The following is a 21304-nucleotide window of genomic DNA, read 5'->3' as shown; positions in this document are numbered from 1 at the left end:
GAGCACAAAAGGAAAAGCCTTAAAGTAATGAGAAAAATGGCAGGTTGGAATCCCGTGTTTCTAGACGAAATTTTAAGGGCTAAATTTTAATGAGGTGACCCTGTTGGTATCTCAAGTTTTGAGAAAATCATTACTGAAGGTTACGTTTATATCGATAAAACCAAACATATTGACAAGTTGGTGAACAAAGGTGCTGGGCGTTATTTTCTATCTCGTCCTAGACGTTTTGGTAAATCGTTATTAATTGATACAATCAAGCACGCCTTTGAAGGTAATAAATCATTATTTAAAGGGCTGCATCTTGAAAATCATTGGGATTGGCAAACGACTTATCCTGTATTACATTTTAGTTTTGGTGAGGGAAATATCTCAAGTCCAGAGGCCTTAGATGAAAAAATTGCTACATTTTTAGATGTGTACTATGAGCGTTATAATATTGAACAATCTTATAGTGAAATCAGTAGCAAATTTTCTTATCTAATTAATACACTTGGCAATAAGTATCAGCAAGTGGTTATTCTAATCGATGAATACGATAAACCGATCTTAGATAATATCGATAACAGTGATCTTGCTATAGCAATGCGCCAGCGTTTGAAAAATTTTTATAGTGTAATTAAAGCGCAAGATGGGTATATTAAGTTTGTGATGTTAACTGGAGTATCAAAGTTTAGTAAAGTGAGTTTATTCAGTGATTTAAATAACCTAAAAGATATTACTCTAGGTGTTAACTATGCTGATATTTGTGGTTATACCCAATTAGAGATTGATGGATCTTTCAAAGGGCATTTAGATCAGGGTAATGTTGACAGAAACTTGTTAAAGCGCTGGTATAATGGTTATAATTTCGCAGGAAGTGAAAAGCAAAAAGTGTATAATCCCTTTGATATTTTACTATTTATTGATGAAGGCTACCATTACCAAAACTATTGGTTTGAAACGGCAACACCGACTTTTCTAATTAAAATGATTGAGAAGTATCGTTATTTTATTCCCAATCTTGAAAATGCTATCGTCGGTGAGGATGTCTTAAAAACTTTTGATGTGGATAATATGCCTATTGAGACCTTGTTATTCCAAACAGGCTATTTAACGGTGAAAAATACGACAACGATAGGCACGCAATATGCTTATGTTTTAACTTATCCAAATCTAGAGGTTAAGGCTAGCTTAAATGGTGCTCTGGCGAGTGTTGCAACTAATATGATGGTCAAAAATCAACATTTGCAATATATTGCCCAAGCTTTACTGCAAAACGATTTTGAAAGCTTATTTCAGATCTTTACCAGTCACTTTGCTTCAATCCCAAACGATTGGTATCGTAATAATGATATTGAGCGTTACGAAGGATTCTACGCCAGTATTATTTATAGCTTTTTGGCTGCACTTGGCTATGATTTGATCGCCGAAGATGTGACAAATCATGGGAAAATTGATTTAACACTTGTGATGCCCGATAAGGTGATGGTTATTGAGTTTAAACTACAAAAATATGGTGATGCCAAAGATGCTATTGCACAGATAAAGTCTCGCAACTATCCTCAAAAATATAAAATGCACAATAAACCTATTTATTTAATTGGGATGAGTTTTGATGATAAACAGCGCAATATGGCGGATTTGGCAGTGGAGAGATTTTAAACTAATTATGAATTGAATGTTTGATATGTAATCAAAAGGCTCTTTGCTCTGTAGTAAAATGGTAAAAAAATCTCTGATATGCTTGTGGTGATTACTGAAAATGGCTAATATACTCCATCGTTTTTAGGCACTTAATTTAGTTTAGTGATCTGAGTGTGTGGTCTTATGATTAAATGGTTAACTTTTGAAAGCTATGGATATTAAAGAAGTAAATTTGAGCAATCTCTATCCGGTTATTTTATCAGGGGGTTCTGGGTCTAGACTGTGGCCACTATCAAGGCAAAAATCTCCAAAGCAGTTTATTCCTCTAATTGATGACAAAAATTTGTTGCAAAACACCTGTTTGCGTTTTAGTGAACGATCGATGTTTCACTCGCCTGTGATTGTCTGTAATGAAGTACATCGTTTTCAGGTTGCCGAATCGCTTCGTGGAATAGGTGTTGAGAATGCAAAAATTATTTTAGAGCCTTGCGCTAAAAATACAGCTCCTGCTATTGCGCTTGCTGCATTGACTATTTTGGAAAGTGACTCTGATGGTATTATGCTTATTTTGCCTTCAGATCATTATATTAAAGATAATTCAGAATTAATGAATATATTTAAAGGTTTGAACGTTTCTGATCATGAACTTTATACATTTGGGGTTAAACCTAAGGCGCCAGAGGTTGGTTACGGATATATTGAAATTGGAGAGAAAAAGAATAATTTCTCTTATCATATTAAACGCTTTATTGAAAAGCCTGAATTAGAAGCTGCTCAAAAATATATTACAGACGATGGATTTTATTGGAATAGCGGTATATTTTTATTTAAAGCAAAAGCTTATCTAGATGCACTAAGAAAATACAAGCCAAAGATACACGAGATTTGTTCTCGAGAATTTGATAAAAAACAGCAAGATTTGGATTTTATTCGTATTCCAGAGGAGGGTTTTTCTCAATGTGAGGATGTCTCTATTGATTATGCAGTGATGGAAAAGGCTAAAAATGTACAAGTTATCCCGCTTTTAAAAACTAGCTGGTCCGATGTGGGGTCTTGGAAAGCATTGTTTGAGCTTGGAGAGAAAGATCAAAATGGGAATATTGCAAAGGGAGATGTATACCAAGTTGGCTCAAAGAACTGTTATTTTCGCACACATAGTCGTATGCTCTCTGCTGTTGGTGTGGAAAATTTGGTTGTTGTTGAGACAGCCGATGCCATTCTTGTTGCCGATGCTACCCAGGCACAAGATATTAAATTAATTGTGGATGAACTTAAAAAAGATAATCGCCAAGAGTATATCAGACACAAACGGTACTATGGTCCTTGGGGGTACAGTGATCAGCTTGTTAGAGGCGAGAAGTTTATTGTCAATAAGCTTTATTTCAAAGTGGGGGCAAAAAGCTCTTTACAAATGCATCATCATCGAAGTGAGTACTTTACGGTTTTAAGTGGTGCAGCTAAGGTAGTAATTGAAGGGGAGGAGCACTTGTTATCTGAGGGGATGTCGATTAATATTACACCTTTGAAAAAGCATCAGGTATTGGCAATTGGTATTTTGCCGCTTGAAATGTTAGAGATACAGTCAGGGAATTATATCTCTGAAGATGATATAGAGAGATTTTAAGGTTTAAATGATGAAAGCAGTAATTTTAGCAGGTGGTTTGGGTACTCGTTTAAGTGAAGAGACTTCCTTAAAACCAAAACCAATGGTTGAGATTGGAGGGATGCCTGTTTTATGGCATATTATGAAGATATATTCTTACTATGGTATTAATGATTTCATTATATGTTTAGGGTATAAGGGTTATGTAATTAAAGAGTATTTTGCAAACTATTTCCTTCATATGTCAGATGTAACTTTTTGTATGCGTGAAAATAAAATGGAGGTTCATCATAAAAAGGCAGAGCCATGGAGTGTTACTTTGGTTGATACAGGTCCAGATACTATGACAGGCGGACGCTTGAAACGTATTAAGGATTATTTGACACCAGATGAGCCTTTTTGCTTCACTTATGGTGATGGTGTGGCTGATATCAATATAAAATCGGTTATCGATTTGCATAATAAGGGAAAAAGACTATCAACGGTAACGGCAGTTCAACCAGCTGGTCGATTTGGTGCGCTTGATTTTGCTGGTAATAAAGTTAACAAATTTCAAGAAAAACCCAAAGGTGATGGCTCATGGATTAATGGTGGTTTTTTTGTTTTATCGCCAGCTGTCATTGGTTATGTTGAGGATGATAAAACAGTATGGGAGCAAGAGCCGATGCAGAAGCTTGCTGAGAATGGTGAAATGAGCTGTTATTTTCATAAGGGCTTCTGGCAACCGATGGATACATTGCGAGAAAAACATTTATTAGAGAAGCTATGGCAATCTGGAAAAGCACCTTGGAAAATGTGGAATGAATAAAGCGTTCTGGAAGAGTAAAAAAATTTTAGTGACGGGACATACTGGCTTTAAGGGAACTTGGATGAGTCTATGGCTTAATTCCTCGGGTGCAAAAGTTTATGGTTATGCATTGGAGCCAAACACCGAACCGTCATTGTTTAAGTTGCTTAGAATGGATAATAGGATTGACCACTTTATTGGGGATATCCGTGACTTAGATGCGTTTAAAGCACGTATTATTAATGTGCAGCCTGATATTATCATTCATATGGCTGCTCAGCCCCTAGTGCGCTACTCTTATGAGAATCCGGTGGAAACATATCAAACAAATATTATGGGGACGGTTAACCTTTTCGAGAGTGTACGGGTCTGTAATTCTGTTAAAGTCGTTGTTAATGTAACGACTGATAAATGTTATGAAAATAAAGAATGGGAATGGGGTTATAGAGAATATGAGCCTATGGGAGGCTATGACCCTTATAGTAGTAGTAAAGGATGTTCAGAGCTAATCACTTCTTCCTACAGATATTCCTACTTTAACCCCGCTGAGGTGAATAAACATGGCAAAGCTGTCGCAAGTGCAAGAGCTGGAAATGTTATCGGTGGAGGGGACTGGGCAAAAGATCGTCTTATTCCAGATGTTATCGGATCTTTTATTAAGCAAGAAATTGTTAATATTAGAAACCCTGCAGCAATTAGGCCTTGGCAGCATGTCCTTGAACCTTTGTCAGGGTATTTATTATTAGCAGAGAAGATGTGGCATGACCCTAAGCAGTATGCCGAGGCATGGAACTTTGGTCCATTAGACTCAGATGTGAAAGATGTTAAATATATTGTTGAGTATCTTGCGACTCATTGGCATCAAAATGTTGAGTGGAGATTTGATGAGAGTAAACAGCCGCATGAGGCTAAATTTTTAAAATTGGATATTTCAAAGGCTAAAACCTATTTGGGCTGGCAACCACGTTGGAGTTTAGAGCAGACACTTAAAAGCATTATTGAATGGTATGATGCTTATTCTTGTGGAAAAGATATGTTTGAGTTAACATTGGCTCAAATTAAAGCTTTTGAATCGAAAAATTGTTAATTAAAGGTTATAAAAGATGTCGAATGTTGTAGAGAAAAAAATATTTGTTCCTTATGGGTGTACGGTTCATGGGCAGGAAGAGGTTGATGCAGTTGTGAGCTGTTTAAAAACTTCTACGCAAATGGGTAAGCATGTCCGAGAAATGGAAGAAAAAGTATCAAAATTGTATGCTAAAGAGTATGGTATTATGGTTAATTCGGGCTCTTCTGCAAACTACTTAGCAATTGAGATTTTAGATCTTCTTGAAGGGAGTGAAGTAATTACGCCTGTTTTAACTTTTTCTACAACTGTAGCTCCTTTAGTAAAAAATAAGCTGATTCCTGTGTTTGTCGATGTTGAGCCTGGAACTTATAATATTGATGTAAATAAAGTTGAATCAATGATCAGCTCAAAAACAAAAGCCATGATGATCCCAAATTTATTGGGTAATTTACCTGATTGGCAAAAATTAAGAGAACTTGCGGATAAATATAATTTAATAACAATTGAAGACTCCTGTGATACCCTTGGTGCAGAGATTGGGAATAAATCCTCTGGCCGGTTCGTTGATATCAGCACGACAAGCTTTTATGGCTCTCACGTGATTAACTGCGCTGGAAATGGTGGTATGCTTTGTGTGAATGATAAGGAGTTAAACGCACGAGCCAAACTGCTAAGAAGTTGGGGTCGAAGCTCTTCTTTATTTGTTGAATCAGAAGCTGTTGAAAATCGTTTTAATGTTGTTGTAGATGGTGTTAACTATGATGCAAAATTTGTATTTGAAGCGCTTGGCTATAATCTTGAACCATCTGAAATGGGCGCTGCATTTGGATTGGTTCAACTTTCTAAACTTCAAGATAATATAAATGCTAGAAACAAATGGTTTAGCCAGCAGCTAGAGTTTTTTAAAGCATATGAAGAGTGGTTTATTTTACCTGAGACACTTGAAAATTGCCGCACTGGCTGGCTCGCATTTCCTTTGACTATAAAAGACAATGCGCCTTTCACTCGTACTGAAATGCAGATATTTTTAGAAAAATGCAATATTCAGACTCGTACTGTCTTTACAGGTAATATTCTACGTCAGCCAGGTTTTAAAAATATTCCTCATAAAGCATATAAAGAAGGCTATCCTTATGCAGATCAGGTAATGCGTGGTGGAATACTTTTAGCCTGTCATCATGGTTTAACAGAAGAGATGATGGACTATGTTCATAAGAGATTTACTAAATTTGCTGCACAATATAATTAGATAAGCCAATAGAGCGAAGCCATAAATGAAATTTAATGAGCTAGTAATGCCAGGTGTTTATGAAGTTCACCCAAATGTCATAAAAGATAGTCGGGGTGTTTTTATTAAGACTTTTCATGAAGAAGTATTCCATGAAAATGGGTTGCAGGAGACACTATTTAAAGAAGAGTATTACTCTATTTCAGCTAAAGGAGCACTAAGAGGACTCCATTTTCAATTACCTCCTGACGATCATGTGAAGTTGGTGTATTGTATTAATGGACAGGTTCAAGATATTCTATTGGATCTGAGAAAGGGTTCTCCCACTTATTTAAAAGCAATATCTATTGAGTTGTCTGACAAAAAGGCTAATATCCTCTATATTCCTAAAGGTATTGCGCATGGGTTTCTTACGCTTTCACCACAAGCAATAATGGTATATAAAACTTCTACGGTATATAATCCAACGAGTGATTTTGGGGTGCATTGGATGAGTTGTGAGAATATTTGGAAAATATCAAGTCTACCTATCCTTTCAAAGAGAGATAAAAACCATCCACTTTTATCTGAGTTTGAATCCCCATTTGTATTTTAACTGAGGGAAATATGACGAATTATTTAATTACTGGAGCTAGTGGTTATATTGGCTCAAAATTAGCAAAACAACTGATTAAAAATGGTTATCAATTAATTTGTATTGTGAGAAAGAGTTCAGACCTTTCTCTATTAGAGTCAGTTAAAAATGATATTAAACTCATTTATTGGGATAAAACAGTCGATTCATTGATTGCAGGCATTAAACAATATTCAATTGACGTGGTCTTTCATCTTGCTTCGTGCTTTATTGCTGAGCATAAAAGTCACCAGGTGACGGATTTAATTGAGTCAAATATATTGTTTGGAGCACATTTATTGGAAGCTATGCAGCAAAATGGCATTAAAAATATGGTTAACACAGGCACCTCTTGGCAGCACTACAATAATCAAGAATATGACCCAGTATGCTTATATGCAGCAACAAAAGAAGCATTTGAACAATTAATTGTTTATTATGTAAAGGCACATCAGTTTAAGTGTATTACATTAAAATTATTTGATACCTATGGTTCAGATGATCCAAGGAAGAAGCTAGTCCATTTGTTAGTACAACTTGCAAAAACAAAAGATAATTTAAAGATGTCTCCAGGAGAACAGCAACTAGATCTTGTGCACATTTATGATGTTGTTCGGGCGCTTATTATGGCAAGTGAAAGATTGACAAGTTTAGATGAGGTTCAGTATGAGGAGTTTGCAGTTACAACGCAGATCTCGTCATCATTAAAAGAAATTGTAAATCGTTATGAACACTATATAGGTAAAAAACTTAATATTGAGTGGGGTGCGAAATCATATAGAAGTAGGGAGGTAATGAAGCTTTGGGAAAATTATAAAATTTTACCTAATTGGCAAGCAACTTATACTTTTCCAGAAGGTCTTGATGAATAGAAGTATTTTTAGTGGCGCTGTTGCATCGTTTGTTTACATAGTGAGTGCAGGGCTTGGAACTATTGTGCAATCTGCTTTTATCGTTAGATATTTAAATACAATTGATTCGGGAATATGGTTTTTATTTTTAAGCATTATAGGTATAGTATCTTTTTGTGATTTTGGATTGAGTGCTACTCTAAGTCGGGAAATTGGGTTAGCAGCATATAAAAAGAATATGCTTTTTAGAATCAGCTCCCTTTTTAAAACAATCAGAGTAATTAATGGTGCTTTGATATTAATTCTTTGTATGGTATTGCTTCTCTTATATTATTTTTTTATTGCAACGCAAAGCCACTCTACCTTGGTTGCTTATGCATATATTGTTTTTGGTGTTGCATTAATAGTCAAATTCTTATCTAATCCTTTGCTGGCATCATTGTATGGTGTTGGCTTTGTCAGCTTAAATAGGCACCTTCTTAGCTTTTCTGTTATATCTAGTACAGTATTAAGTATAATTGCGCTACGTATGGGGTATGGACTGCTTGGAGTAACTTTATCTTATTTGGTAAGCTATTCTTTACTTTATGTTTTGTCTGTTTTATTGATGAATAGACTTCTTTTTATAAAAAAGAGCATAAAGTTTTCTAAAATTATTGTACAGCGAATTCTTATGCCTTCTGTCCAATGGACAGTGATGTCATTAGGCGCTATTTTTATTCTACAAGCAAGTAATTTTTTTATATCTGAGATGATGGGTGTTCAGTATGTAACTGAATTTGCCGTCATTAAACAGTTATCAGTTGCAATTTTATCTGTTTCTAGTTGTGTTGGAGTAACTTTAGTTCCTTTTATTTCAATAGCTAAGGGACAATCTCAAAATCAAAGAGTTGATTTCTTGTCGGAATTAACCGTAAAATTTTCTACAGTAATTGCCTTGACTATTGCGTTTTTCGTTTATTTTTTTCAAGTAATAATTGCTCAAGCATGGTTAGGAAAACACATGGGCTTTAATGAATTAGTGCTCATATTATTACTGATTACAACTATTTTAGAGGTGCATCATGTGGCGTGCGCCCAAGTTTGTTTGGCTCTTGGCTATGTGCGATTTGCAGGAGTAGCTATTGTGGCTGGAATGTTAAATTTGATATTTAGTTACTTTTTCATTAAATATTATGGTGTTGTTGGTGCAGCAATAGCTATTTTGCTAACACAATTACTGACAAATAATTGGTATGTAGTTTGGGTCTTTATAAAACATACTGATATGAAGCTTTCACAGTATTTTAGACTATATTTTCAGCTGATTGTGTTTTCAATGTTAATTGGTGGAGGAATGTGGGGTTTGAGTGATTTTTTAAATACTTCATTTTCTCTCAGTAAAGCCATTGGAGCAGCCTTGTTGTTGTTATTTGTTGTGATGGGAAGTATGGCAATTGTATTTTCTAATGAGAGTAAATATGCCTTTTTGAAACTCAAAGAAGGTGCGATGAAATTTCAACGAAGGAAAAATAATGAATAAAATACTGTTTACCATAGTTATACCAACATTTAATCGATTAAATTTTTTAAAAAGAGCTTTAAATTCAGCTTTAGATCAAACATATGAAAATATTGAAATAATTGTGCTTAATAATGCATCAACGGATGGAACAAAGCAATATTTGAACGAAATTGCAAGTAAATATAAGCAAATAAAAGTGGTACATCATGCAATGAATATTGGGTTTACTAAGAATATTCAGCAAATTAAGAATTATGTGCATGGGAAATATATGAGTGTGCTTTCTGATGATGATTACCTGACTCCAGAATTTGTTGAAACAGCTGTTTGTGTTTTGGAAAATGATAGTACACTTGCATTGTGGTATTGCCGAGCTAATTATGTGAATCATAAAGAAGAACTGCTCTATCGGACGAAAAAGTCACCTTCCTATGAAGAAGGGTATTCCTTTATTAAGGGCTGGTTAAAAGGAAAACGCTTTCCTACATGGGTTTCTGTGGCTATCAAAACAGATGTTTTAGTAAAAGTAGATTGGTTTAGTTGTTATGGTTTAGCGATAGATATGGCAACAATTTTGCGCTGTGCAGTACATGGAAGAGTAGCTTATACAGAAGAGGTCTTATGTTACTATACAATTGATACGCATAACTTAACCACTAAAACAAAAGAGATTGATTGGTTCAATGATCGCTTTAAAATGCAACAATATTTTTTGCAATATAGGGATATGAGTGTGAGATTATGGGTAGCTATGCACATTAGATCTTTATTGTTTGGTGCTTATAAAATTAATTTCGAACAGTTCAAAAAAATCTTTAGACAGATTTTTAAAATATCCAAAGGCTATTCTATTTTGTATTTGCTTCGCTATGCCCCCCATTTTTTGGTTAGAACTATTCTTGGGCGAGGGAAATTATTTCAGTTTATAAGAAGAATAAGGCATTAGTAAGTGAAACCCTAGTTAACTTAACTAATGTTGAACATGAAAATTATTATAGGTAAGAACGTGGCACAAGCAGGTAATAATATAATTTTAATTAGATTCAGAATTTTAATATTGTCGTTGACTATGGTATGTCTAGGCACTGCTAATGATATTGGCGTTGCTTATTTTAGCTCTAGTATAGTGTCGTTGGGCATTACGATTACGATGATTGTCATTGCACTATGTTTAATAAGCTACATAAGTTGTTTGAAGTATTTTTTTGGAATATGGGGAATGTTTGTTACTTTGACAGTGGTATATTTGCTATTTCAATCTACACTTTCGATTTATAGCTCTCTTGGCTCAAAGCAATTCTACTCGTTTTTTCTTATATTATTTCTATTTGTTGTATCAACGGTGAGCGGCTTTTTTATTTACCATTTACAGGCAAATATCGTCAGAAAGAGTCTTGCATTTGTCGTTGTAGTCCTGTGTTTAATAGGTTATATTAATGCTATCTTTATCGGAGACAGGGCTCATATATGGCCTTTTGGAGGAGAGGCAAGTCATTTTGCCTTGTTTTTTGGAATGACGGCTATCATGTTGTTTAGTTGTTGTGCCTCTAGTAAATATCGGTTGCTACTGTTAGTTTTAGTTCTAATCTTAGCCTTATTGCTTCCTAATCTTACTTTACTTATGTTTGCTTGTATTATGTTGGTTATATGGGGTGGTAAGCATGTCGCATCTATCTTTCTAGTAGGTTTAATTTTATTTTTTTGTTTGTGGCAACTGCCCTATTTTCAAGATAGATTGTTGGTAACATCACAGTCAGATAATTTATCAGCGCTTGTATACTTGCAAGGAATACAATTGATTGCACATGGATTTAATGGCATTGGTGTGGGGTTTCAAGCGATGGGTGACAGTAATTATGTGACCAAAGCTGGCTATAAAATAATATCAATCTTGGGTAGAAGTCTCAATAGACAGGATGGTGGGTTTTTGGCCGCAAAAATTATTTTTGAACTTGGTGTGTATGGGGTTTTTATTGTAATACTCTATCTATATTACGCTGTTAGAGCTTGCCTGTTGTTAATCAGGTTAAATGAGCAGCAAATAAATAATGGAATTACTGTAAAGGATAAAATTGCACTTAGTGCAATTTTAGGATTTTCAGTGGAAATGTTTGTGAGAGGGGGTGTTTATTTTAGTGGCGAGGTATTCATCCTGCTAACTGCTATAAGCTATCTTAGGATAAGGAGAGTTTTGTGAAAAATTATTGGTTTATAGATTAATTTAAGGAGTAAAGATTAAAATGAAAACAGCAATGATTACAGGTATAACAGGGCAAGATGGTGCTTATTTGGCTAAGCTTCTTGTAGAAAAGGGCTATAGGGTGTTGGGTCTGCATAGACGGTGTGCCAATCTTGATTTTTGGCGCTTAAAAGAGCTAGGCGTGGAAAAAGAAATTGAGTTTTGCGAGTTTGAGTTATTGGAAATAACCAATATGTTAAGACTGTTGGAAAAAACACGACCTGATGAGTTTTATAATCTAGCTGCACAAAGCTTCGTTGGCACGTCTTTTGAGCAGCCCATCTACACGGCAGAGGCTGATGGAATGGGTGTTTTGCGTATTTTGGAGACAATTCGTGCAGTAAAAGGTGATATTAAATTTTATCAAGCATCGACATCAGAAATGTATGGAAAAGTACAGGATATTCCCCAAAGTGAAGCAACGCCCTTTTATCCCAGAAGTCCTTACGGTATTGCTAAGCTATTTGGTCATTGGTCTACGGTAAACTATCGCGAATCTTATGGCATGCATGCCTCTAGTGGAATTTTATTTAATCATGAGTCACCACTAAGAGGTATTGAATTTGTAACCAGGAAGATAACGCTTGGTTTGGCAAATATTATTAATGGTAAGCAAGAGGTACTGGAGCTTGGCAACCTTGATGCGAAAAGAGATTGGGGATTTGCTGGAGACTATGTGGAAGGTATGTACAAAATGCTTCAGATGGCTACACCTGATGATTATGTTTTGGCAACTGGGGAGACGCACACGGTAAGGGAATTTATTAATATTGCTGCTGAAGCAATAGACTTAGTATTGGAGTGGCATGGTCAAGGAGAGGGAACTTTTGCGGTGAATCAAAAAACAGGCAAAAAGATTATCCGAATTAACCCTAAATTTTATCGACCTGCAGAGGTTGATATTCTGCTTGGTGATCCAAGTAAAGCAAAAAAACAGCTGAACTGGAACCCTAAAACAACCTTCAGAGAGTTGGTGAATACAATGATGCTAGCTGATTTAAAGCGTATACGCGATCAGTGTTTATAAGAAGTATACCAATGTTTAGCATTAAGAACGTAAATAAATATCAATTGGATGGCTTATGAAAAGGGTGTTATTTTATGCAAATCATAAAAATACGGAAAATTTTTTACGAGGGTATTACCAGAATGATATTCAAGCCCTTTCTATTGCAGGGTATGAAGTAATAATCACCAACAAGGTAAGAGATGCATTAAAGTGGTCTCAATATGACTGTCTTGTACCTTATTTTTGGACATTTAGTGTGTTTGCTGCAATAATAGCAAAAATATTGGGCAAAAAAGTTGTTTTTAATGGAGCTATAGCAGACTTTAGTTGCGATCAAAAAATATACAAAGTTAAAGTCATAAATTATCTGGTTCGGATTTTTTTTAAATTGGGTTATCATTTTTCTGACAAAACTATGGCAATGTCAAATGCTGAATTATTGCATATGAAAAAATTAATCAAGAACCACGAGAAATTAGTTTATTCTCCACTGTCATCAGACTTAGTAGGGTCGACTTACCAAAGTGATGAGATTGAAAGAAAACACAATTTCATTACCATTTCGTGGATGGGTGATGATTATACCCCGATAAGGAAAGGGGTTGATAAATTATTGTATTTTATGCGTGAATATCTAAAGCTTATGCCCGAGGCAAAGGCCTATATTATTGGTACCCCAGGGGAGGGAACAATTTATCTAAAGCGCATCATTGCGGAGCTTGGACTCGAAAAGTCAGTGTGTTTTACAGGAGTGGTGGATGAGGATAAAAAACTGGAATATCTTAAGAGCAATCTGTTTTATTGGCAAGTATCGGAATACGAGGGCTTTGGTGTTGCAGCCCTTGAGGCATTAGCCTCTGGCAGTACAGTGATACATTCCAATCGAGGTGGACTTTCGGATGTTGTGGGGAAACATGGTTGTATTGTGGATTGTGATCACTATGATCCACAGCAATTGGCCAAGGAAGTATACGGACTGGCGATGGATAAAAGTGCAAGAGAGAAATTGCTATTTGGGCTGGAAACTCACTTGCAAAAGTTTACGCAGGATGCAAGAGCTAGATCGTTTAAAGATGCTATTGGTTAAAGGGTGCTGATTTTATAGAGCTTGTTACATTTGGTATAGAAAGATTGGAATGAAGAAAGTCTCTCATAGTGCTTATGGGGTGAATTTGGGGAAATTTTAGCTACTTATGATTCAAAATCTATTACCAATCAAGTTAGGCAACTTTTTTGTGATTAATCAAGCTACAGAAGCAGTATTTTGGAGAGTTAAATGAAAGGCATAATTTTAGCAGGTGGTAGCGGGACGAGGCTTTATCCAGCTACTTGCGGGATAAGTAAACAAATGATTCCAATATATGATAAACCATTGATTTATTACCCTTTGTCGATATTGATGCTATCTGAAATAACAGAGGTTGCAATTATTACGACAGAGCATGATCAAGCTGCTTTTAAGCGCTTGCTAGGGGATGGGACTCAATGGGGTATGAAATTTGAGTATATTGTACAGCCATGTCCAGATGGTTTAGCGCAAGCTTTTATTTTGGCAGAAGAATTTTTAGTAGGCGATTCAGCTTGTTTGGTGCTTGGAGATAATATCTATTATGCGCATGGTTTGCCTCAGCTTTTGTTAAAAGCAAAGGAAACGGTATTAAGCTCTGGTGGAGCTTCGGTGTTTGGATATAAAGTACATGATCCTGAGCGTTATGGTGTGGTTGAGTTTGATGACCAAGGTAAAGTGCTTTCCATTATTGAGAAACCTGAAAAGCCAAAATCTAACTTTGCAGTAACAGGTTTATATTATTATGATTCTAAAGTATGTGAGTATGCGAAAGAGGTGAAGCCTTCAGCAAGGGGTGAGCTTGAGATCAGTAGTTTGAATCAAATATATCTTGAACAATCAAAAATTCAAGTTGAATTAATGGGTAGAGGCTATGCATGGTTTGATACTGGAACGCATGATTCAATGATGGAGGCATCTCAGTTTATTGCTACAGTTGAGCATAGGCAGGGACTAAAAATTGGTTGCTTGGAGGAAATTGCCTTTCATAAGGGTTGGATTAATAAAGATAAATTATTAGAATTGGCAGACCCCTTAAAGAAAACTGGCTATGGCCAGTATTTGCTGAATTTAGTTTAGGAAAATCTAAATGAAGATTATTGATACAACTATTTCCGAGGTTAAAATTATTGTACCTAAGGTCTATGGAGATCATCGCGGTTTTTTTTATGAAAGTTTTTCGCAAAGTCGCTATCAAAAAATGCTAGAGATAGATTATCCGTTTGTTCAGGATAATTTATCGCGTTCAGCTAAAGGTGTGCTACGTGGACTTCATCATCAACAAGAACACACGCAAGGTAAGCTTGTTAGTGTGTTAAGAGGCTCAGTCTTTGATGTTGCAGTTGATATACGCGTTGGTTCACCGACTTTCGGTCAGTCTGTAGCAGTTGAGTTAAATGAGGACAATAAACGTCAATTTTGGGTGCCGCCTGGGTTTGCGCATGGGTTTGTTGTGCTAAGTGATACGGCAGATTTTTTTTATAAATGTACCGATTATTATTACCCTCAATCGGAGTTGGCATTGAGATGGGATGATCCTAGGCTTGCAATTGATTGGCCTGTTTCTGAAGTAAATGTATCTTTGTCGGAAAAAGACCAAAAAGCACTAACAATTGACCAGCTACTTGAGCAGGGTAAGTTACCAAGGTATCAGGATTGGAGCTAGCCTATGCATATTTTAATTATTGGTAAAAATGGTCAAGTTGGTTATGAACTTGTTGAAGCCTGTAAAGCGTGTAATATTTCTTTTGATGCGACAGCTCGTGATGAGCTGGACTTAACTGATCTTGAGGGCATAAGACGTTTCTTTGCTAAACATCATAATTATGATTTTGTGATCAATGCGGCGGCTTATACTCAAGTAGATAAAGCTGAAGATGAGCCTGAATTGGCTGATCTTGTTAATCATCAGGCAGTAGGCGTGGTCGCGAAAATTTGTCAACAGTATGGTATCCCGTTATTGCATATATCAACGGATTATGTGTTTGATGGGCAAAAAAAAGCACTTTATAACGAGCTAGATGTGACCAATCCAAGTGGCGTTTATGGGGTGTCTAAGTTAAAAGGTGAACAACAGGTTCAAAAGTTAGAAAAGTACCTCATTCTTCGCGTAAGCTGGGTCTTTGGGCGTCATGGCCATAATTTTGTTAAAACGATTGCGCGTTTATCAAAAGAAAGGGAAGAATTAGCAGTTATTGCTGACCAATATGGAGCACCGACAGCTGCTCGCGATATTGCGCGTGTGATATTAGATGTCGTGCAGAGTCAAAAGCAATGTTGGGGAGTATATCATTATTGCGGTTATCCAGTAACAACCTGGCAGCAGTTGGCTTCTGGGGTTTTACCTTTTGTCGATGGAAAAAGGGTTTTGACAATTGATGCAATTGAGACTAAGGATTATCCTTTGAAAGCCAAAAGACCGCAAAATTCGGGTTTAAATGTGAGTAAAATTGTTAAGGATTATGGTATCAAACAGCATTCTTGGCTTGATTACATTCAAGAAACTGTAGAGTCAGAGTAAGATAAATTTCAGATAGGTGATATAGAAATGTTTCAAGCTAAAGTAGTCCTAGTAACCGGTGCTGCCGGATTTATTGGCAGCAATTTTGTGCGTATGTTATTGGCCAGTAATAGGCATCAAACAATCATATCGTATGATAAATTAACTTATGCTGGTAGTGTAAAGAATCTTGAGAATTTGCGAAATGCTGAAGATCACATCTTTATACAAGGTGATATTTGTGATGAAAATCAAGTAGCAAAAGTATTAAGGGATCATAATGTTGATACTATTGTGCATTTTGCCGCAGAATCGCATGTTGATAACTCAATAGCCGGTCCCAAAGTATTTTTTGAAACCAATGTGATGGGTACCTTTAATCTTCTAGAACAGGCTAAACAATTTTGGCTGGATGAGAAAGGACTTGATGAGACTCAGTGTCGTTTTCATCATGTGTCTACAGATGAGGTGTATGGTACTTTAACAAAGGAAGCACCGGCATTTACAGAAGGCAAAGCCTATGAACCTAACTCACCTTATTCAGCATCAAAAGCAGGCTCTGATCATATTGTGCGATCATATTATCATACCTATAAACTGCCCGTGACAATATCGAATTGCTCTAATAACTATGGACCTTACCAGCATTCTGAAAAGTTAATTCCAGTGGTTATTAAAAGTTGTATTGAACAACGAGCAATTCCAGTTTATGGAGATGGCAGTAATATTCGTGACTGGCTATATGTCGAGGATCATTGTGATGCAATCCAATGCATTCTTGAGAAAGGTCAAGTAGGAGAAGTTTATAATATTGGTGGAAAGAATGAGGTAGATAATTTAACCTTGGTTAAAACTATTTGCCAGTTGATGGATGAGTATCATCCAGACAATGCGCCACACCAAAAGTTAATTAAATTTGTTGAAGATCGAAAAGGTCACGATTGGCGTTATGCAATTGATAATAGCAAAATCCAGAATGAGTTAGACTGGAAGCCATCGAAAGACTTTAAGAAAATGTTTAAGCAGACGATTGAGTTTTATTTAATGCAAGGAGAAAAGTAAATGCTAAACCTTGAAAAGAAAGTTTTTTCAGATTTTAATCTTCTAAAAGAGGATTTTGCTAAAGCAAATCCCTTCCCACATGTTGTGATAGATAACTTTTTAGATTTGGAGTTAGCTCGAGCGTTAGATCAAGAGTTTCCGTCACTAGATAGTGATTTATGGTATAAGTATAAAAATGCAATTGAGTATAAGAAAACTTATAATCACTGGGAGGCATTTCCTAGTAAAACCTATCAATTTTTTGCATACTTAAATAGTAAGCGTTTTATCGATAAGTTGAACCAAATGATGCCAGAAGTTGAATTATGGCCTGATATGGGGTTGAATGGCGGTGGTTGGCATGCCCATGGTGCTGGAGGTAAACTAAATACGCATTTAGACTACTCAATCCACCCTAAGCTTGGCATGGAAAGAAGGCTGAATATTATTATATATATTAATGAAAAATATAAGTCTGAATGGGGTGGGGCTTTGGGGTTGTGGTCTCATGATGATGCTGAAAATCAACCTAAAGATTTAATAAAGTCAGTAGAGCCAGTATTTAATCGTGCTGTTATATTTGATACAACATGTAATAGTTGGCATGGTCTGCCTAAGGTAATAACTTGTCCAGAGAATGAAGCCCGTCGATCTTTAGCCATTTATTATTTATCAGAAGCAAGAGAGACATCTTCTCGCAGGGGAAAAGCATTGTTTGCACCTAGTGACTCACAAAAAGGTGACAAGGAGATTTTGGAGCTAATAAAAAAAAGAGCGGAAGTAAAATCTGCTGATAATGTTTATCGAAAATAACTAGGTGTTTACAAGTGAAAATAACATTAACAGTTGTGCTTTATAAGCACTCACAAACTATGCTTAAAAATTTTTTACTATCATGCGAAAAATCTGTGTTGTATGCTCAGCATGCATTGGATGCAAAGTTTCAGCTTTATATAGTGAATAATGACACATCTAAAGAGATAGATTATGAAATTAATGAGCTAAAAAATAATTCTAGCGCTCTATCCATTGAGTTCATTAACTCAGATAAGAATGGAGGATATGGTTATGGCAACAATTTTGTTTTAGATAAAGTAAACGGAGATTATCATTTGGTTGTAAATCCGGATATTATTTTTTTTGAGGATACTTTTTTAAAAGCAATCCAGTTTATGGAGGCGCAAAAAGGTGTCGGGTTATTAACCCCAATGATATATGACCAAAATTCTCAATTGCAATTTTCATGCAAAAAAAACCCGACACTTTTTTCGCAATTTTTAAGATTTACATTTAAACATGAGAAACGTTTTTTCAAAACTTATCTAGAAAGGTATGAATATCAAGATCACTCATATAGCTCTGAAATATATGATGTACCAAATTGTACAGGTTGCTTTATGTTTTTTAGAGTCAATGTTTTTAAGGCTGTGAGGGGGTTTGATGAGAGATTTTTTTATTATATGGATGATTGTGACTTATCACGAAGAGCCTTAGAAGTCTCGCGCACAGCATATGTTCCAAGTGTTAGAGTTGTTCATGAGTACCAGGGTGATGCATATAAAAATAAAAAATTGCGTAATGAAGCAATTAAATCTGCATTTAAGTATTGGCGTAAATGGGGTGGTTTGTTTTAGAGTGTTGATTCAAGGGAGTATTGAAATAACTGGTAGTGTGGTTTTCTAGCATATTTGTTTTTATAATGCTAAATCAAAAATGGCTAAAATTGACGTACATTGTAGGAATTGCAATTCAGCAAAAACAGTTAAAGCAGGAAAGAACCAATTAAAATCCAACTCAGATGGAGTACAAAGATATCGCTGTCAGGTTTGCGGTAAATATTTTCAAATGACTTATAAAGCTATAGGACGTTTACCCGAAACGAAAGAAAAAATCGTTGATATGTGTAGTAATGGGAGCGGTATTCGTGATACAGCTCGTGTATTGAAGGTGAGCACAAAAACAGTGATAAACACGATAAAAAAAAGCCTGTAAGTTGCTGAAATGTAATTGGGATTTATTGATTAGTACAAGCTCAGTGATCTTGACACCATTACTCATGGAGCTTGATGAGCAGTGGTCTTATGTTGGTGAGAAACAGCAACAAAGATGGCTCTGGCTAGCCATCTGCCATAAAACAAGTCAAATTGTGGCTTATTGTTTTGGTAGACGTACACATGAAAGCTTTGAGTTATTACTTAAAACCTTGCGGCATTTCAAAGTAGAACTATTTTTTAGTGATGATTGGAGTAGTTATTCAAAGTATATTCCAAAAGAATATCACGATATAGGCAAACGCAACACTCAAAAGATTGAGCGTAAATTTTTGACTTTTAGAACCAGAATCAAGCGACTTGCTAGGAAAAGCATTTGTTTTTCAAAAACTGAGCTAATGCATGACACGGTCATTGGTCTTTATATCAATCGAGTTGAGTGGGGACGAAACATATTAAATGCTAAAGTAGAACACCACCTAATCCAAGTTATCACAACCTGGGTTATTATAATCATGAAGTTTTATAACCGAGAAGATGAATGAACACCGCCCAGCAAAGATAATTGTCGTTCAATACTATACTGCGTGCGGTCACAATTTTCGGTTTTTGTCTTTGCCTTTTGAGCATCTTTGACGTATTCATTTTTGATAATAGAGCTGGCTATTGTCTGCAAATTAATACGCCAAATCTACAACAAAATGCTTCACACATTCCCGCTGACTATGACTGCGCACAGTATATATTTGATACCTTGAATTTTGAATGCGAATTTAAGGTTGATCTATTAATTAAAACATGAAATAGTAATGTGTATTACTGTAATACAGATTGCGTAAATGAAATTCTATAATCGTGATGAAGAACTTTCGCTCCTTCATGAGGTTAAGCAACAGTCTTTGCTATCTGCTAAAATGACCTTCATTGTTGGACGTAGGCGTATTGGTAAGACAAAGTTAATTAGGCAGGCTTTTACTGGTAATATGGTCTACTTTTTTGTTTCTAAGAAGTCTGAAAATTTATTGTGTAGTGAGTTTGTCGAAGAGCTTAAGCGTGAACTAAAAATTGAGATACATGGAGAGTTTAGGCGTTTTTCTGATTTTTTTGCATACATATTAGAGTTATCTAAAGAAATTAACTTCACTTTGGCTATTGATGAGTTTCAAGAATTTTATTATGTGAATTCTGCGATTTATTCAGATATTCAACATCTTTGGGATAAACATAAAGATGAGAGTAAATTAAACCTAGTGCTTTCAGGGTCTATTTATTCTTTAATGCATAAAATATTTGAACATTCGAAACAGCCTTTGTATGGGCGAGCTAATAGGAAAATGATGCTTAAGGGGTTTAATATTCCTACATTGGTAGAGATTTTTCAAGACCATAATGCGCTGCCAAGTCCCGAGAATTTATTGGCTTTTTATACAATAACTGGAGGGGTGGCTAAGTATGTTGAGATTTTTATTGAGAATCAAGCATTTTCTTTAGAAAGCATACTAGATGTGTTTTTTAGTCATAGCTCATTATTTATTAATGAGGGTCGCGATGTTTTAATAGAAGAGTTTGGTAAAGAATATACGACTTATTTTTCAATTCTATCATTAATTGCAAGTTCTAAAACTTCGCGATCAGAGCTAGAATCTATCCTTGGTAAATCAATAGGAGGCTATCTTGAAAAGCTTGAGATTACATATAATATTATCCAAACGATTAAACCGATATTTGCGAAACCAGGAAGTAGAATTCAAAAATATGTGATCAATGATCATTTTCTTAATTTTTGGTTTCGTTTTGTCTATAAATATCAAAGCGCTATTGAGTTGGAAAATTATGATTATATAAAGGAAATTATCCGAGAGGATTTTGCCACATATAGTGGGCGTTATTTAGAAGAGTATATGATTGATATATTAAAGCTTAAGAAGCAGTATAGTCAGATTGGACGTTATTGGGAGAGAGGTAATCAGAATGAAATTGATATTGTTGCGATTAATGAGCGTAATCGTGAAGCATTAATTGTTGAAGTTAAACGAGCAAAAAATAAAATTGTTTTAAATCGACTTAAATCTAAAGCAAAGAATTTGGTTCAGTCGCAATTGCGAGGTTATACTATCCATTATGAAGGATTTTCTTTAGATGATATGTTGGATTACTGGTAAGTGATAAAAGGTAATTGT

At 35.5% G+C, this 21304-nt stretch carries 21 protein-coding genes; all 21 read left to right on the top strand.

Annotated elements, in window-relative coordinates; translation table 11 throughout:
* Positions 1–108 precede the first annotated feature (108 nt).
* The 21 genes from DNK85_RS06045 to DNK85_RS05945 all read left to right on the top strand — a co-directional run bounded on the left by DNK85_RS06045 (position 109) and on the right by DNK85_RS05945 (position 21286).
* The gene (locus DNK85_RS06045; RefSeq protein WP_119328678.1) at positions 109–1641 is read left to right on the top strand and encodes an ATP-binding protein; all 1533 of its coding nucleotides are present in this window, start codon (positions 109–111) and stop codon (positions 1639–1641) included.
* A gap of 193 nt (positions 1642–1834) precedes the next feature.
* Positions 1835–3247: a mannose-1-phosphate guanylyltransferase/mannose-6-phosphate isomerase gene (locus DNK85_RS06040; RefSeq protein ID WP_119328677.1), complete on the top strand. Its 1413-nt coding sequence runs from the start codon at positions 1835–1837 to the stop codon at positions 3245–3247.
* 10 nt (positions 3248–3257) lie between these two features.
* Positions 3258–4034, top strand: a complete 777-nt coding sequence (gene rfbF, locus DNK85_RS06035; RefSeq protein ID WP_119328676.1) for a glucose-1-phosphate cytidylyltransferase — start codon at positions 3258–3260, stop codon at positions 4032–4034.
* Positions 4027–5100: a CDP-glucose 4,6-dehydratase gene (gene rfbG, locus DNK85_RS06030; protein WP_119328675.1), complete on the top strand. Its 1074-nt coding sequence runs from the start codon at positions 4027–4029 to the stop codon at positions 5098–5100. The genes rfbF and rfbG overlap by 8 nt, the downstream gene beginning before the upstream one ends.
* Positions 5101–5116: 16 nt before the next feature.
* Positions 5117–6331 (top strand): aminotransferase class I/II-fold pyridoxal phosphate-dependent enzyme, encoded by a 1215-nt coding sequence (locus tag DNK85_RS06025; protein ID WP_208123148.1) that lies wholly within the window; start codon positions 5117–5119, stop codon positions 6329–6331.
* A gap of 25 nt (positions 6332–6356) precedes the next feature.
* The gene (locus DNK85_RS06020) at positions 6357–6905 is read left to right on the top strand and encodes a dTDP-4-dehydrorhamnose 3,5-epimerase family protein (protein ID WP_119328674.1); all 549 of its coding nucleotides are present in this window, start codon (positions 6357–6359) and stop codon (positions 6903–6905) included.
* 11 nt (positions 6906–6916) lie between these two features.
* On the top strand, positions 6917–7795 hold the full coding sequence (locus tag DNK85_RS06015) for an NAD-dependent epimerase/dehydratase family protein (protein WP_119328673.1): 879 nt from the start codon (positions 6917–6919) through the stop codon (positions 7793–7795).
* On the top strand, positions 7788–9296 hold the full coding sequence (locus tag DNK85_RS06010) for a polysaccharide biosynthesis C-terminal domain-containing protein (protein WP_119328672.1): 1509 nt from the start codon (positions 7788–7790) through the stop codon (positions 9294–9296). Before DNK85_RS06015 ends, DNK85_RS06010 begins: the two co-directional genes overlap by 8 nt.
* On the top strand, positions 9289–10224 hold the full coding sequence (locus DNK85_RS06005; RefSeq protein WP_119328671.1) for a glycosyltransferase family 2 protein: 936 nt from the start codon (positions 9289–9291) through the stop codon (positions 10222–10224). The genes DNK85_RS06010 and DNK85_RS06005 overlap by 8 nt, the downstream gene beginning before the upstream one ends.
* A 36-nt stretch (positions 10225–10260) precedes the next feature.
* Positions 10261–11475, top strand: a complete 1215-nt coding sequence (locus tag DNK85_RS06000) for a hypothetical protein (RefSeq protein WP_162896556.1) — start codon at positions 10261–10263, stop codon at positions 11473–11475.
* Positions 11476–11518: 43 nt separating this feature from the next.
* Positions 11519–12544, top strand: coding sequence for a GDP-mannose 4,6-dehydratase (gmd, locus tag DNK85_RS05995; RefSeq protein ID WP_119328669.1), 1026 nt, complete (start codon positions 11519–11521; stop codon positions 12542–12544).
* A 55-nt stretch (positions 12545–12599) separates the two neighbouring features.
* A complete protein-coding gene (locus DNK85_RS05990) occupies positions 12600–13613 on the top strand; it encodes a glycosyltransferase family 4 protein (protein WP_119328668.1) in 1014 nt (337 codons plus the stop codon).
* 189 nt (positions 13614–13802) lie between these two features.
* On the top strand, positions 13803–14672 hold the full coding sequence (rfbA, locus tag DNK85_RS05985; RefSeq protein WP_119328667.1) for a glucose-1-phosphate thymidylyltransferase RfbA: 870 nt from the start codon (positions 13803–13805) through the stop codon (positions 14670–14672).
* Positions 14673–14682: 10 nt separating this feature from the next.
* A complete protein-coding gene (gene rfbC / locus DNK85_RS05980) occupies positions 14683–15258 on the top strand; it encodes a dTDP-4-dehydrorhamnose 3,5-epimerase (protein WP_119328666.1) in 576 nt (191 codons plus the stop codon).
* A 3-nt stretch (positions 15259–15261) separates the two neighbouring features.
* Positions 15262–16113, top strand: a complete 852-nt coding sequence (gene rfbD, locus DNK85_RS05975; protein ID WP_119328665.1) for a dTDP-4-dehydrorhamnose reductase — start codon at positions 15262–15264, stop codon at positions 16111–16113.
* A 27-nt stretch (positions 16114–16140) separates the two neighbouring features.
* Positions 16141–17154: a dTDP-glucose 4,6-dehydratase gene (gene rfbB / locus DNK85_RS05970; RefSeq protein ID WP_119328664.1), complete on the top strand. Its 1014-nt coding sequence runs from the start codon at positions 16141–16143 to the stop codon at positions 17152–17154.
* On the top strand, positions 17155–17946 hold the full coding sequence (locus DNK85_RS05965; protein ID WP_119328663.1) for a 2OG-Fe(II) oxygenase: 792 nt from the start codon (positions 17155–17157) through the stop codon (positions 17944–17946).
* 14 nt (positions 17947–17960) lie between these two features.
* On the top strand, positions 17961–18767 hold the full coding sequence (locus DNK85_RS05960) for a glycosyltransferase (protein WP_119328662.1): 807 nt from the start codon (positions 17961–17963) through the stop codon (positions 18765–18767).
* 79 nt (positions 18768–18846) lie between these two features.
* Entirely contained in the window at positions 18847–19125 is a 279-nt protein-coding gene (locus DNK85_RS05955; protein ID WP_119328661.1) for an IS1 family transposase, read from the top strand.
* A 64-nt stretch (positions 19126–19189) separates the two neighbouring features.
* Positions 19190–19669 carry an IS1 family transposase gene (locus tag DNK85_RS05950; protein WP_208123147.1) on the top strand — a complete coding sequence of 160 codons (480 nt, stop codon included), beginning with the start codon at positions 19190–19192 and terminating at the stop codon, positions 19667–19669.
* 294 nt (positions 19670–19963) lie between these two features.
* Entirely contained in the window at positions 19964–21286 is a 1323-nt protein-coding gene (locus DNK85_RS05945) for an ATP-binding protein (protein WP_119328659.1), read from the top strand.
* Positions 21287–21304 lie beyond the last annotated feature (18 nt).

The organism is Cysteiniphilum halobium (genome assembly GCF_003574425.1).
GTDB classification, from domain to species: Bacteria; Pseudomonadota; Gammaproteobacteria; order Francisellales; family Francisellaceae; genus Caedibacter; species Caedibacter halobius.
Note: the sequence above shows the minus strand (reverse complement) of the source record. Positions and strands in the feature narration are given on the sequence as shown.

Bases quoted from the DNA above. Each gene is read 5' to 3' on its own strand.
- DNK85_RS06040 (WP_119328677.1), top strand. From the start codon at position 1,835: ATGGATATTAAAGAAGTAAATTTGAGCAATCTCTATCCGGTTATTTTA.
- rfbF (WP_119328676.1), top strand. From the start codon at position 3,258: ATGAAAGCAGTAATTTTAGCAGGTGGTTTGGGTACTCGTTTAAGTGAA.
- rfbG (WP_119328675.1), top strand. From the start codon at position 4,027: ATGAATAAAGCGTTCTGGAAGAGTAAAAAAATTTTAGTGACGGGACAT.
- DNK85_RS06025 (WP_208123148.1), top strand. From the start codon at position 5,117: ATGTCGAATGTTGTAGAGAAAAAAATATTTGTTCCTTATGGGTGTACG.
- DNK85_RS06020 (WP_119328674.1), top strand. From the start codon at position 6,357: ATGAAATTTAATGAGCTAGTAATGCCAGGTGTTTATGAAGTTCACCCA.
- DNK85_RS06015 (WP_119328673.1), top strand. From the start codon at position 6,917: ATGACGAATTATTTAATTACTGGAGCTAGTGGTTATATTGGCTCAAAA.
- DNK85_RS06010 (WP_119328672.1), top strand. From the start codon at position 7,788: ATGAATAGAAGTATTTTTAGTGGCGCTGTTGCATCGTTTGTTTACATA.
- DNK85_RS06005 (WP_119328671.1), top strand. From the start codon at position 9,289: ATGAATAAAATACTGTTTACCATAGTTATACCAACATTTAATCGATTA.
- DNK85_RS06000 (WP_162896556.1), top strand. From the start codon at position 10,261: ATGAAAATTATTATAGGTAAGAACGTGGCACAAGCAGGTAATAATATA.
- gmd (WP_119328669.1), top strand. From the start codon at position 11,519: ATGAAAACAGCAATGATTACAGGTATAACAGGGCAAGATGGTGCTTAT.
- DNK85_RS05990 (WP_119328668.1), top strand. From the start codon at position 12,600: ATGAAAAGGGTGTTATTTTATGCAAATCATAAAAATACGGAAAATTTT.
- rfbA (WP_119328667.1), top strand. From the start codon at position 13,803: ATGAAAGGCATAATTTTAGCAGGTGGTAGCGGGACGAGGCTTTATCCA.
- rfbC (WP_119328666.1), top strand. From the start codon at position 14,683: ATGAAGATTATTGATACAACTATTTCCGAGGTTAAAATTATTGTACCT.
- rfbD (WP_119328665.1), top strand. From the start codon at position 15,262: ATGCATATTTTAATTATTGGTAAAAATGGTCAAGTTGGTTATGAACTT.
- rfbB (WP_119328664.1), top strand. From the start codon at position 16,141: ATGTTTCAAGCTAAAGTAGTCCTAGTAACCGGTGCTGCCGGATTTATT.
- DNK85_RS05965 (WP_119328663.1), top strand. From the start codon at position 17,155: ATGCTAAACCTTGAAAAGAAAGTTTTTTCAGATTTTAATCTTCTAAAA.
- DNK85_RS05955 (WP_119328661.1), top strand. From the start codon at position 18,847: ATGGCTAAAATTGACGTACATTGTAGGAATTGCAATTCAGCAAAAACA.
- DNK85_RS05950 (WP_208123147.1), top strand. From the start codon at position 19,190: ATGGAGCTTGATGAGCAGTGGTCTTATGTTGGTGAGAAACAGCAACAA.
- DNK85_RS05945 (WP_119328659.1), top strand. From the start codon at position 19,964: ATGAAATTCTATAATCGTGATGAAGAACTTTCGCTCCTTCATGAGGTT.